The organism is Parashewanella hymeniacidonis, from assembly GCF_016900895.1.
Classification (GTDB): domain Bacteria; phylum Pseudomonadota; class Gammaproteobacteria; order Enterobacterales; family Shewanellaceae; genus Parashewanella; species Parashewanella hymeniacidonis.
In genome coordinates this window covers 48,407-61,727 of record NZ_JAFEUN010000008.1, presented here as the reverse complement: position 1 = coordinate 61,727, position 13,321 = coordinate 48,407, and the positions used below count along the sequence as shown (strand labels likewise).

Genomic DNA, 13,321 nt, shown 5'->3' with positions numbered 1-13,321 from the left:
TTAGTGTTCGAGTTATTAGAATTCCAGTAGCATCTCGCACGCAGTGCAATGGCAATTGCCGCCACAATGAGCGCAATCGTAATTTTCGTCATAATTTTCCCAACTCCAACGTTTAGGATGTTCTTTTATTAATTTTGCACCTGCTTTTGAGAAGTAACGAATAGACGAATTATTTGGACTTTCTTTCCAAATGTGGGCAATTCCAGCTTTAGCGCCTTGTTGTTTTACCGCATTGATAGAATGTTCAAGTAAAAGGTGTCCGACTCCATTCCCACGCCACTCAGGTAAAACATTGTTGGTCTTAAAGTAGCAAACTTTTTGTGCTGAAACAGCCCAATGCTTTGGTGAGCACCACTCATCTGAATTCCAATTCCCTGGCGAATAAGTCAGTCTAAAACCGATCACTTTTTCACCTGTTGTTGCTATTGCATGAGCATTAATGCCGTGTTTAATGCCTTTGTTGAACATTTCAAGCAAAGACTGTCTAGTTAAATAGCCTTTACCATGAATGGCATTACCGAGCTTGATGACAACATCAAAATCCTCTTCCAGTAGCGAGCGTATTTGCATTCTAAAGACCTTTTACTGTGTTTTTTAATACTTCTACAAAAGTATCAATATCAGCTTTTGAAATGTCTTTATGCGTCACAAATCTTAGATTTTGAGTAGGATAAATCAGAATATCTTGTGCCTTCAACTCTCTTGTTAAAAGCTTAACATCGTACTTTTCATCAAGTACAGCAAACGCCATATTGGTCTGAATAGCGGCTAAATTAACGTGTAATTCGTCTATCTCTGTCAGGCGTTGACCGAGATATTTTGCGTTATCATGATCTTCAACTAATCGTTCAACTTGTTCCGTTAAAGCCAGTTTTGCTGCAGCGGCTAAAATACCAGCCTGTCTCATCCCACCACCGAGCATTTTACGCCAGCGACGAGCTTTATTAATAAATAATTCACTACCAAGTAATAGCGAGCCGACTGGCGCAGCTAATCCTTTTGATAGACAAATAGAAACTGAGTCAAAATGATCTGTAATGTCAGAAATCTGAATATTCTGAGCCACAGCAGCATTAGCTACACGAGCACCATCAAGATGAATTTTAAGGTTGTTATTAAAAGCAAAAGCTTGCGCTTCTGCTAAATAATTTTGCGGTAAGACTTTACCACCAATGGTATTTTCTAGGCTCAGAAGTTTTGTACGGGCAAAATGAAAGTCATCGGGTTTTATCGCTGTTTTTACTTCAGTTAAATCAATTGTACCATCAACCAAATTTTGAATCGGCTGCGGCTGAATACTCCCTAAAACAGCGGCGCCACCACCTTCAAATTTATAATTATGAGCTTGCTGACCACAAATATATTCATCACCACGTTCACAATGGCTCATTAATGCCAATAAGTTCGCCTGTGTCCCAGACGAAGTGAACAATGCAGATTCAAAACCAAAGCGATCAGCAGCAAAATCCTGAAGTTCATTCACGGTTGGATCATCACCAAAAACATCATCACCAACAGGTGCTTCTGCCATCGCTTTTCTCATAGCGTTAGTTGGTTGAGTAACGGTATCACTTCTTAGGTCTATCATTAATTTTTCTTCACAAAGCTTCTATTGATGTTGTACATCATCGAGTAATAGACAGGTAAAATCAAACGATTCTAAGTTATAAGAATAGCCTCTAGCTAAACCGTAAATTAAATTATATTAATAAACATTGATACGAGAATCACTTCCACCTATAACTAATTGGAATAACCAACCTAGTAAGCTTTAACGTTAGTTATAAAAAAAACAAACAAAAATCAATAACACCTCGATAGAACGCTGAACTCAATCACTAATATCGAAGCGACTGATGTGCGGTACTGTATAGGTTTATTCAATCGTAATTTGAATTAGATTATTAATTTGACATTCATTAAACTAGCAGAGCTGACTGTAATGGCATCATTAAAACCTTCTATAGAACCATCATACAATCATCCGAATACAGAACCTTATAATCAGGTTATGTGGGATAAAAGTACAGGAAAATTCAGTCCCCCCGATCAGAGTCAAGCAGCTAAATTTGCACACCTTTCAGGCTCAAAAGAAGACAAAGTATTAAGAATGGAATGTCGCTTGTCCGATGGCAGCAAGTCTTGGGCTTTGACATATAAAGTTAAAGAAGTCGATTCACTGCCTTTTCTCATTCACTGTGATGAAGCAACAAAATGTGAAATTGGTCAGGTTCCTTCTTTCTTGTTACAGCAGCGATGGAATCAATTACTAGTAACAAAAGCAGAAAAGAAATCCATCGAACTTCCACAAGATTTTGATCCATCAAGGCCAGCCACCCACTTTCTTCAGTCCAAGATTTTTAAACCAGCAGATATAAGTGGAATTTCTATTGAGGAATCAGAGGACGATGATGACAATGAAACATTTGTACAATTAAACATTTCACAAAAAAATAACCCCTTATTACCCAATACTAGAACAAAAGCGAAAGGTATTGCATTAAAGAGCGAAGCCAAAATTCGACAATATATTGAAAAGAAAATGATAGACTCAGATAGTGGATGGCAAGATAATATAGGGACACTCGATGAATTTATGCGAACACTTAAAGGTGAGAACATAGGTTTTTTAGAAAAAAATAATATTGAATTTGAAACATCAAGCATCGTAGCAGAAAAAAACATCAAAATATTTTTAGAGTCAGAATCAAAACGCCTGGCCCAGCAACATAAGAGAATGTTAATTTGCCCTTTATGCATAAAAAGTAGTTCTCGTTTTGGCCGAAATAGTCAGCATGCAGTGATTGCGATTATCACGCCTAAAAGATCAACAATCATTGACTCCAAAAAACCAAATTACGATGCACCAAATGTACAAGTTACTAAGTTTCAAACTCGCAAGGATCGTTCATCCTGTGTTAGACAAGTCGCCTACACTTTAACTGAAATGCTTAAAAATATGTCAGCCCCGACAGCCTCCAGAATAAAAACATTTAAATTACCTCGACCTGAACCTGAGGCTTTAGCCAATCTTTTTTAAAAGTCTGATATGAAAAAGAAGGAGTATGAAGGTATATGTTTTCAATAATAAAAGATTATTCAATCTTCGTAACAGATGGTAGCAAAAGTATAGGTAAAGGCATTGCGAATGCCTTTACCAAACGGGTGCAAATGTAATGATTGCTGCCAGAGATGAAATTGCAGCAAAAAATACCATCAAAGAGTTTGAAAAATTAAAGGGGAAAATTGAATTTTACCCATGTGACGTTTCTGATTGGCAATCGGTATCAGACCTCATTAACCACACCATAAAAACGTTTGGCCAGTTAGATGTCATGTGTGCAAATGCTGGTTCTTATCCAATGAACCCCATTGAACAAATGTCACCTGACGATTGGGATAACATCCTCGAAAATAATTTAAAGAGCAGCTTCATGTGCGTGAAGGCGGCGATGCCTCACTTAGCACAATCGGGCCATGGACGAGTGATTCTAACGTCGTCGATAACCGGTGCGATGACTGGAGTTCCAGGCTTTTCTCATTATGGTGCATCTAAAGCTGGTCAATTAGGTTTTATGCGCACAGCGGCAATGGAATTAGCACGACATAAGATTACTGTAAATACTATTCTACCCGGAAATATATACACTGAAGGTTTTAAACCTAAAAAAAGCAGTTTGACGCATAGAAATGTTAATAACTGCATAATGTTCCAAGGAAAAAGAAGATGACTTGATTCACCAATAAAGTGAATGCTTAGCTCTCGTAAACTGGCTAAAATCACCGCTAACTGCGTTATGAATAACAGTAAGTAGAACAACTACTAACTGTTATTTAAGCCTTGTTATCGGAAATTCTATCTGCGTTTAAGAGCGCCACCAACTGCTTTTTCTAGGTTAAAAGGTTTAGGCCCTGATTATTTTGATGCAATGACAGCAGCGATTCCTTTAAAAAGAATCGGTGACGTTGAAGATATCGGAAACACAGCCCTGTTTTTAGCCTCTAAAGAAGCCACCTACATAACAGGGCAATCTATCGTTGTAAACGGAGGGCAAACCTTACCTAAATCTTTAGGTGCACTGGAAGATTGTTAAGAAAACTAATCAATCTGCAAAGATAGCGACTTTAGCATCTTCACCTTGCTTTCGTGAGGCTCTATACATGCCAACGGTATTATAGGTTAGCGCAATATTTCCTTTATTATCAATGACGATAACCCCACCTGTACCACCCGCTTTATGCATTGGCCCAAAAATAACTTCATTGCTGGCTTTTTCGATGCTCTTTTTTTGGTATTTCACTTTGGCACAAATATCTGCTGCAACGTTATATCGAATAAAAAATTCCCCATGCCCAGTCGCAGATACGGCACATGACTCATTGTCTGCCCACGTTCCAGCACCAATAACAGGTGAATCACCAATTCGTCCGTAACGCTTCGCCGTCATGCCTCCGGTGCTCGTTGCTGCCGCAAGGTTACCCTGTTTATCTAAAGCAACAGCACCTACGGTTCCCATTTTATATTCATTGTCGAGCTCAACATAATTCGCACGAAAAGCACTGGCGGTGGATGAGGCACTCTCTAACTTTCTGATTTTTTCTTTTGCTTTTTGAAGTGATTGGTAGCGCGAAATCGTGTCAAAATAGCGATTAGGAACCAGCTCCATGCCTTTTTGTAAGGCAAACTCCTCTGCTCCGCTACCTGACAACATTACATGAACAGAGTCAGTCATTACTAAACGTGCAAGATTAATTGGGTTTTTTATATGTTTAACACTCGCAACTGCTCCAGCTTCACGAGTACGGCCATCCATAATAGAAGCATCTAATTCATGCATACCATCAAACGTATACACAGCGCCTTTACCTGCATTAAACAGCTCTGAGTTTTCAAGGATATTCACTGCGGTGTTGACAGCATCTAGACTTGATCCCCCCCGCTCTAGAATGGCATAGCCAGCATCTGTAGCTTGTTTAAGTTTTGCTTCGTAAAGTTTGATTTTATCAGCTGATACAGTACTCGGCGAAATGGTTCCTGCACCACCGTGAATGGCGATAGCAAAATGTTGAGTCGCAAATGAAGAAAACGATGTTAACAAACAAGAAATTAACAAAATATTAAATTTTGAAGGCATCAATAATCCTTTATTTTTCGATGAACGGATTTATTTATAAAACAATACATTCATAAGCTTAATAAAGAAAACCTGCTCTAAAAAAGTTTTGAACATCTACAAATCTATTGCTTAAGTTTTACTGAACATTAATAGCATAAAAAGTGTGAAACAAGCCACGAAATGATATTTTTCATATCTTTATTAGCTCTCTTGGGAACATCATGAATAACTCAACGTTTTCAGGGAAAGTATTAGTAACAGGATGTTTTCTTTTAACCGCTTCATTAAGTACCGTTGCTTTTGCTGCAACACCAACGTTTTCACACTCTCCTCTTAATAACTCTAAGTTTGATGATCATCTAATGAATTTTGCCGTGAACAATAATGGCAACACGATGCTGGCGTTCAATTACCAAGCCAATGATCAAGAAGGTGTATCACTTTGGCAATCAGTAGACAAAGGCGCTACCTGGTCATTACTTTCATCGTCCAAAAAACAATGGGCGAATATTAAGTTTTCACCTAAAAATCCAGCGCAAGCCTTAGGTTTACAATTCGGTCCAGCATCCAGTTCAGAAAAAAATACCCCTCATTTATATCAAACTTCTGACGCAGGCTCACACTGGAGCGAAATATCCACAACCTGTCCAATAAGTAAAGATTCTGGTGGGGTTGAAGATGTATTTACCTATATACCTAACTCCGATAATCAACTCGTATTAAGCAATTTAGGCGGAACTGGCATTTATTATTCAGCAGATAATGGCCAAACTTGTCATCAAACAAACATCACTTCAGAAGATTGGGTACTTTCTCCATCAAAAGATGGAAGCGTAATTTTAGCTTCTAGTTTTAGCGGTAAAGTCGAACGTTCAATTGATGGCGGTAAATCGTGGACTTCTGTAAATTTAGATACAACAAAATCAGATGATGGTCTGCATGGAAATACCACTTTCTCTATTAGTTTCTCCCCGACTAACACAAATAATGTACTCGCAATATACGACGATGGTCACCATGACTCATGGTTATGGTACTCCTTGGATGCTGGTAAATCTTGGCAGTCTGCCCCACACAAAAATATGGACTTCAGCTTAGGAGTAACGGTCCCTAACTCTATCAATTACTTCCTTTTTACCAACGGAAATAAAGGGATTTGGCAAGCCAGTGGTGATTTAAGTAACCTTACATTTGCTCCAACGCCTTTAGGAAGCGATACGTCCAACGATGATGCATATAACGTGTGGAGCATTAATAATTTCTCCTATGAAAATCAAGCTGGTATAGCCATGCTTATGCACTTTTCAATGAAAGATAGCTCTTCAATGAAATTTGAGCGTTTTTCATTATCTAAGACCTTAAACAATAATTAATTGCCATTTTGCTTACCCGACGACTAACTTTATCGGGTAAGCAAACTCCTTGAGGTAATAAATGAAAATAGTGATATTTGGTGCGACAGGAACTATTGGTCAAGCAGTTACGACACTGCTCTCAGAACAACATGAAATTATAAAAATCGGTAATTCGAGTGGTGATTATAAAGTAGACATTGGTTCCAAATCAGCGATTAGGGAAGTGTTCGAAAAAATAGGAATGGTAGATGCTATTGTCTCAGCAACAGGCAAGGTCGCATTTAAAACATTTGATGCATTAACTGACGACGACTGGGAATTAGGTTTCAAAAATAAATTGTTGGGTCAAATCAATATTGCACAAGTCGGCAGCAACTACCTTAATAGCAGTGGCAGCATAACACTTACGAGCGGGATTATTTCTGAGCGTCCCATCGCATATGGCCTTGCAGCAGCCACAGTCAATGGCGCATTAGAACATTTTGTTCAAGCAGCCTCATTGGAACTACCAAACAAACAACGAATAAACATTGTTAGCCCAACAATGCTTACGGAATCCGTGAACAAGTATGAAGACTTCTTTCCTGGTTTCATTCCCATCGACGGGAAGTGCGTCGCTGAGTATTACAAAAGATCAGTCTTGGGTATAGAAAATGGACAGGTTATTAGAGCCTTTAACGGCGCATGAGTATCTAACGATAATGTTCTTAAGATTTATTTTACCCGTATTCAAGTTATTAATACGGGTTTTCAATACTGTATAGTGATCACTTATCTCAAGCTTTTGGATTAGGGCCGTAATCATTATCGTCATGACTATCTTGGCAATAGAAGATAATCAGTACAATTAGACCAATTAAAGGAATAATACCAATTAACTGCCACCAGCCGGTTCTACCTGTATCATGCAACCTTCTCGCACCCATTGCGATACTTGGTAAAAACATAAAAATAGCAAAAACAAAACCTAACCAACTGGAACCTGATACGTACTCATACGTACCAATAACTATGTTAAATACAAAATAAATAAGGGTATACATCCAAAACTCTTCACGTCTTGCTCTTCCCGTGAAATCAGCATACTTCTTTATTCCGCCAATAAAATACTTCATTACTACTCCAACATCAAATTTATAAGGTACTGACAAACATCAACAATCAATACCTCTTTATATCAAGTTTTTACCTAAAACGGTTTAATTTTGTTTATTTTTCTTTTCAGAAATCCAGAGTTTTATCTGACCTTTCACCACAACAACGTCATCTTTATCATACGCTGTAACTTCTACCATCAAATCGCCAGGCTGCCATGGTTGCGTTACCTCAGCCACGCAGCGAATATTACTGCCCGCTTTAGCGGTATAGTCGAGCGTCATTCCTTTTGGGATCCATCTTAAATGTTTTGGAATCGATGCCTCTGCAAGTACACCCATCGCCATCTCTAATCCATTACATATCGCAATAACATGAACAGTGCCAATATGGTTTTGCACACGCCAACGTTTTCTTAAAAAGCATTCGCAATAATCTTTACGTAATACTCGGATCATTGGTCGAATGGTACCAAAGTATGGTGCTTTAAAACTGATATAAACAGAGAATAGCCACTTCCCTAGTGGGTATTTCTTGAGTTTATTGAACATCTTGAGGGCATAGTTTTCACGTTGGTTCATTAGCTTAACGTCTCTTATCATCATATCCATATACTGGTCAGATGAGACTAGCAGTATTTTTGAACAATGGAAATAATCAAAGCACTTTGGAACATTTTTTCGATATACTCATGTGAAAGTAATTTATGGAAATCCATGTGAGTTTATTTAAAACGTATTTAAAGGGAATTGCTATGGGAGCAGCCGATGTTGTACCTGGTGTTTCTGGTGGAACAATAGCCTTTATCACAGGTATATTAGATACCTTGCTCGAAAGCATTAATAAAATTAAACCTTCATTATTTAAGTTGATTAAAGAAAAAGGGTTTAAAACTGCGTTTAATCACATTAATGGTGGTTTCTTAATCAGCTTATTCGCCGGCATATTAACCAGCATATTTTCATTAGCTAAACTGATCTCGTGGTTACTCGTTGCTCACCCAGTTCCCATTTGGTCTTTTTTCTTTGGCTTAATTTTAATTTCAGTGGTTCACGTACTTAAGCAAGTTAAAGGGTTTACTGCTGTTAGAGGGGTTACCTTCTTAGCGGGTATGTTTGTAGCTTATGCGATAACCCAGCTTTCTCCTGCGCCAACAGAAGTGAATACATTGTCCTTATTCATTGGTGGTGCAATTGCGATTTGCGCCATGGTTCTTCCGGGAATTTCCGGTAGTTTTCTTTTACTTTTATTAGGTCTCTACTCTACTGTGCTTGGCGCAGCGAAAGGCTTTGATATTAGTATCCTTGCCATTTTTGCTGCTGGTGCACTCACTGGTTTGTTAACCTTTAGCCGTTTACTCAGTGCGTTGTTAAAAAAATGGCACAACGAAACGCTCACTTTTTTAACAGGGTTAATGCTTGGAACACTCGGAAAAATTTGGCCTTGGAAAATTGCTGAAAATTGGCGCATCAATTCACACGGTGACAAAGTGCCACTGCTTGAAAAACCGTTATCGCCTTTTGCTTACGAACAAATTACGGGGCAACCACACCAACTTTGGCTAGCTATTGCCTGTATGTTTGCTGCAATAGCTTTGGTTTGGGGACTGGAGAAGTTTGCTAGAAAGAATTAATGATTTAATGCAAAACAGTCTAGTATAATGCGCAAATAACATACTCATTTTATATTTTCAGAGTATGTTATTTGCCACTCTTAGAATAATTATAAATTCTATTTATCTCTCAAAAAATGCTCAATATAAAGACCATCTTTAAAATTAGTTGTCATAAAAACAAGCACTAACCTTGATGTTAGTGAAAAATAATAAGTAGCTCCATCTTGCATCATTACTTACAAGGACAGTATTAGACCTGCTCTTATTACCGTTTTATTTAATATAAGGTAAAGATAATGCGCATAAAAATAGCCGTGTCACTTATTACGCCACTACTCATAATGTCCAATGTTTCAGCTGCAACAACTGAACATTCACTCACCTTAACGCCATTAAAAATTAATGACAAAGTATCCACTTTAATGCTTTACCAAAGGTCTCTGTCTAATGTGCTTTTAGCTTACGACTCTGATAACACTGGGGCACCAAGACAAGGTGTTTGGCAATCTACAGATAATGGAGAATCTTGGAGCGAAGTCGTTAAGAATCAAAAAACAGGTTGGGATCAAATCGCTTTTGAGCAACAAAAAGGGGAACCTGACGTCGCTGTTGCTCTAATAAAAAATCGACTCTCAAAAAGCACTGATGCTGGAGTTTCATGGAGCCCTTACATTGACTCGACATGCAATATGGATGTTAATTTAAAGAAAAACTGGGGCAGAATCACCTTTATCCCAGGCTCATCGAGTATGATGTTTTTAGAGCATACAACGGGCAGTCAAGATAAAATGTACGTCTCGACTGACCAAGGTAAAACGTGCCAACCAAGTACTCTTAATAATGGCTTAGGGAATTGGGAAATCACAAGTTCGAATAATGGTGACGTTATCCTTGCTGCTTCAAACGGGAAAATTGAGCGGTCAAATGATCATGGAAAAAGTTGGCAACGTGCAGAATTTTTAGATCCTAAAACGTTACCTAGTAGCTATGATACATTAAGTATAAGCTTTGACCCGAACGATAATAGTAAAGTTTATGCTGTAGACACAGAAGCTGATATTGACTCAAAAACGTCCTCTTTACTCTGGTACAGCCGAGATTATGGAAAGACTTGGGAAGCATGTAGTTATGATGATACAACCCCCCACACTCACTTCACATCACCCGTTTACGTCATCAATAAAGGGAAGAATTTACTTTTTCTGGACATCGGTAAATTTAAAGTGACAGGTGGAGATATAATTAGCCCAAATGTAGAAGATATCAAACTCAACAGCGATACTAAACTAGATGATGGTTTTATTTCAGGGTGGGCTCCTCAAGCATTTGATGCCAAGAACAATCAAATGATTGTTTCTCATATTGTAGAGAAAGAAGGAAACCCTGAGCCAACACAGATCACTTACCTAGCTCAAATCAATTAGAAAATAACTAAGCCGCACTATGCTGCGTAAATTCTAATTAGAATTTGACTCTATGAACGATTTATTTACCTAAAGTAAGTCGTTCATAATATCAAGTAGCCCTCACCCATAATATAAACAAACACCTAAACAAAACCGGCCTCGCCTGCACTCATTGCCGACAAAACAACCAATTTCAGAAAATTTAACCGTTTCAATTCGTGCATTGATCTTCTCGATTTCATCGAAAGATTTTATTTTCACTCACTTTAAGATCTACTTTGTTATTTTTGTCGTACTATTAATGAATACCCCTTAAGAGGATTTATTGGCATGATGCCTTTTAACAAAGACAAAATTCAAATTGGGATAAGCTCCTGTTTACTTGGTGAAAAAGTTCGTTACGATGGCGGGCATAAAAACTCTAAATATTGTTCACGGGATTTAAGTGAATTATTTAAATTTGTACCCGTTTGCCCTGAAATGGCAATCGGGCTTGGTACCCCGAGAAAAACAATACGCCTTGTAAGAGATGAAAATCAAATACGGGTACTCACTTCAGACGAAAGCTTCGATGTTACAGAACCCCTAGTAAACTTTAGTAATGAAAAAGTAAAACAGCTCTCAGCACTTGGTGGTTATATTTTTTGCGCAAAATCTCCAACATGCGGTATGGAAAGAGTGCTCGAATATAAAATTGGTACCAACAACGCAACAAAATCTGGTGTTGGTATTTTTGCTAAGGCTCTGATGGAGCGTTATCCATTGTTACCTGTTGAAGAAGAAGGTCGATTACACGACCCAAACCTCAAAGAGAACTTTTTTACACGGGTCTATGCGTATCATGACTGGATGAGCATGAAACAAACAGGATTAACCAGACATGAGTTAATTCGGTTTCACTCACGTTATAAGTATTTAATCATGGCACACAGCACTGAATGGTATCGAAAATTAGGACCTATTCTTGCTGATTTATCAGACTTGGAATCCAGAGCAAATGAATATTTTGATGGATTTATGACTGCGCTAAAATGCTCAGCAACAAAACGCTCTCATACCAACACACTCCAGCATATTCAGGGCTATTTTAAAAACGAACTCAACAAAGAGCAAAAAGCCGAGTTGACAGAAAGTATTTTAAATTTTAATCAAGGCCTCACACCACTGTTGGTTCCCATAACATTGATCAATCATTACTTGCGAGAACACCCGAAAGAATACATCCAAGATCAAGTTTACTTGAACCCTCACCCTCAAGAGCTGAAATTAAGATATGGATTCTAATAACATTGTTGTCATTTGGTTCCGCCAAGACCTAAGAATCAGAGAGAATGAAAGTGTTACTAGCGCTTTTCGGTTTGCCGCCGAAAAGCAATGTCGGCTTATTGCTCTATATTTGTCATCACCAGAGCAATGGCAAAGTCATGATGTAGCGCCTATTCAGATTGACTTTATAGAACGTAATTTAAACCATCTTGCCGTTGAGTTAGCTCAACTCGGCGTTCCACTTAAACACTTTCAAACGCCTACATTTCAAGATCAAATTGAGTTCCTAACTGAATTCTGTCAAAAAAATAAAGTGATTCAAATATTCGCTGGCAAAGAACCTGAATGGAATGAAAAACAACGTGACGCTCAATTAATATCTCATGGCCTTCCGATAGAATTTACTGATGAGCATTGTATTTTGGCTCCTGGTACAGTGCTCAATCAACAAGGGCAGATGTTCAAGGTGTTCACACCATTCAAAAAAAAATGGCGTGAGATGGTTAGTCAACACCACCTTCAAAAGGCTGAACTGGTTGAATTAAATCAAAAAGAGATTGTTCCAGAGAAGATTCAAATCGATGCTGCTAAGGTAAAGAGTTCCGATTGGCCAGCAGGAGAAAAAGCGGCGCTCAGTCTTCTGAAGCGTTTTTGTGAATCTCAGCTAACAAGTTACAAAGAGCAAAGAGATTTCCCTTCATTAAAAGGTACTAGTCAACTTTCGCCTTATTTGGCGATGGGTGTGCTCAGCCCTAAACAATGCCTTTATGCAATTTTGCATTACTTCCCGCAAGCCCTAGTTGAGGCCACAACACCAGCTGAAACTTGGCTAAGCGAATTAATTTGGCGAGAATTTTATCGCCATCTTATTGTTGCTTTTCCAAAGCTCTGTAAGAACCAAAACTTCAAAAGCAATGCTGATGCGATTCAATGGCGAAATGACCAAGCCGAATTTAAAGCTTGGTGTGAGGGTAAAACTGGCTATCCTGTTGTTGATGCTGCAATGCGCCAGCTGAATCAAACAGGCTGGATGCATAACCGCATGAGAATGGTTACAGCTTCATTTTTGAGTAAACACCTGCTGATAGATTGGCGTTGGGGGGAGCGATATTTCAAGCAACATTTAATCGATGGTGATCTGGCCGCCAACAATGGTGGCTGGCAATGGTCTGCTGGCACAGGGTGTGATGCACAACCTTATTTTCGAATTTTTAATCCAATAGAGCAAAGTAAAAAGTTTGATAACGAAGGTGCATTCATCTATCACTTTGTTCCCGAATTATCGTCGGTCTCAACTAAAGCACTGCATCAAGCTAATTTAGTAGTTCAAGAACCTGAAGACCATGCCATCTCAAACAATTACTGTGTCGCTATTGTCGAGCACAAACTTGCAAGAAGTAGAGCACTCGAAGCCATGAAAGTAATCTCTCAAAAGTAATGGGAGATTACTAAACTCTATGGTATAAA

Annotated in this window: 13 protein-coding genes and 1 pseudogene; 9 read left to right on the top strand and 5 right to left on the bottom strand. The window is 38.4% G+C overall.

Annotated elements, in window-relative coordinates:
• Window positions 1–15: 15 nt before the first annotated feature.
• Both JQC92_RS03210 and ltaE read right to left on the bottom strand, forming a co-directional pair.
• Window positions 16–570: a GNAT family N-acetyltransferase gene (locus JQC92_RS03210; protein WP_204998293.1), complete on the bottom strand. Its 555-nt coding sequence runs from the start codon at window positions 568–570 to the stop codon at window positions 16–18.
• A 1-nt stretch (window position 571) separates the two neighbouring features.
• Window positions 572–1,588 carry a low-specificity L-threonine aldolase gene (gene ltaE, locus JQC92_RS03205; RefSeq protein ID WP_204998292.1) on the bottom strand — a complete coding sequence of 339 codons (1,017 nt, stop codon included), beginning with the start codon at window positions 1,586–1,588 and terminating at the stop codon, window positions 572–574.
• A gap of 354 nt (window positions 1,589–1,942) precedes the next feature.
• Between ltaE and JQC92_RS03200 the strand changes: the two genes are divergently transcribed.
• From JQC92_RS03200 to JQC92_RS03190, 3 genes and pseudogenes are all read left to right on the top strand, one after another.
• Window positions 1,943–3,040, top strand: a complete 1,098-nt coding sequence (locus JQC92_RS03200) for a hypothetical protein (protein ID WP_204998291.1) — start codon at window positions 1,943–1,945, stop codon at window positions 3,038–3,040.
• A 115-nt stretch (window positions 3,041–3,155) separates the two neighbouring features.
• Window positions 3,156–3,731 (top strand): annotated as a pseudogene (locus JQC92_RS03195) (SDR family oxidoreductase); the annotation flags it as partial.
• A 96-nt stretch (window positions 3,732–3,827) separates the two neighbouring features.
• On the top strand, window positions 3,828–4,094 hold the full coding sequence (locus JQC92_RS03190) for an SDR family oxidoreductase (RefSeq protein ID WP_338049487.1): 267 nt from the start codon (window positions 3,828–3,830) through the stop codon (window positions 4,092–4,094).
• Between the two features lie 9 nt (window positions 4,095–4,103).
• Here JQC92_RS03190 and JQC92_RS03185 read toward each other — a convergent pair whose 3' ends face one another.
• Window positions 4,104–5,135 (bottom strand): isoaspartyl peptidase/L-asparaginase family protein, encoded by a 1,032-nt coding sequence (locus tag JQC92_RS03185; protein ID WP_204998288.1) that lies wholly within the window; start codon window positions 5,133–5,135, stop codon window positions 4,104–4,106.
• Window positions 5,136–5,338: 203 nt separating this feature from the next.
• On the opposite strand from JQC92_RS03185, the gene JQC92_RS03180 reads away from it, so the two are divergent.
• A complete protein-coding gene (locus JQC92_RS03180; protein ID WP_204998287.1) occupies window positions 5,339–6,490 on the top strand; it encodes a WD40/YVTN/BNR-like repeat-containing protein in 1,152 nt (383 codons plus the stop codon).
• Between the two features lie 61 nt (window positions 6,491–6,551).
• A complete protein-coding gene (locus JQC92_RS03175) occupies window positions 6,552–7,160 on the top strand; it encodes a short chain dehydrogenase (protein WP_204998286.1) in 609 nt (202 codons plus the stop codon).
• An 88-nt stretch (window positions 7,161–7,248) separates the two neighbouring features.
• On the opposite strand, the gene JQC92_RS03170 is transcribed toward JQC92_RS03175, so the two are convergent.
• Window positions 7,249–7,587, bottom strand: coding sequence for a DUF805 domain-containing protein (locus JQC92_RS03170; protein ID WP_204998285.1), 339 nt, complete (start codon window positions 7,585–7,587; stop codon window positions 7,249–7,251).
• An 84-nt stretch (window positions 7,588–7,671) separates the two neighbouring features.
• A complete protein-coding gene (locus JQC92_RS03165) occupies window positions 7,672–8,148 on the bottom strand; it encodes a hotdog fold domain-containing protein (protein WP_204998284.1) in 477 nt (158 codons plus the stop codon).
• Window positions 8,149–8,285: 137 nt separating this feature from the next.
• On the opposite strand from JQC92_RS03165, the gene JQC92_RS03160 reads away from it, so the two are divergent.
• From JQC92_RS03160 to phrB, 4 genes are all read left to right on the top strand, one after another.
• The gene (locus JQC92_RS03160; RefSeq protein WP_420851287.1) at window positions 8,286–9,200 is read left to right on the top strand and encodes a polyprenyl-phosphate transporter; all 915 of its coding nucleotides are present in this window, start codon (window positions 8,286–8,288) and stop codon (window positions 9,198–9,200) included.
• A 278-nt stretch (window positions 9,201–9,478) separates the two neighbouring features.
• Window positions 9,479–10,606, top strand: coding sequence for a VPS10 domain-containing protein (locus JQC92_RS03155; RefSeq protein ID WP_204998283.1), 1,128 nt, complete (start codon window positions 9,479–9,481; stop codon window positions 10,604–10,606).
• A 312-nt stretch (window positions 10,607–10,918) separates the two neighbouring features.
• Window positions 10,919–11,872, top strand: coding sequence for a YbgA family protein (locus JQC92_RS03150; RefSeq protein WP_204998282.1), 954 nt, complete (start codon window positions 10,919–10,921; stop codon window positions 11,870–11,872).
• Window positions 11,862–13,292: a deoxyribodipyrimidine photo-lyase gene (gene phrB, locus JQC92_RS03145; RefSeq protein ID WP_204998281.1), complete on the top strand. Its 1,431-nt coding sequence runs from the start codon at window positions 11,862–11,864 to the stop codon at window positions 13,290–13,292. Before JQC92_RS03150 ends, phrB begins: the two co-directional genes overlap by 11 nt.
• The last annotated feature ends 29 nt before the right edge of the window (window positions 13,293–13,321 follow it).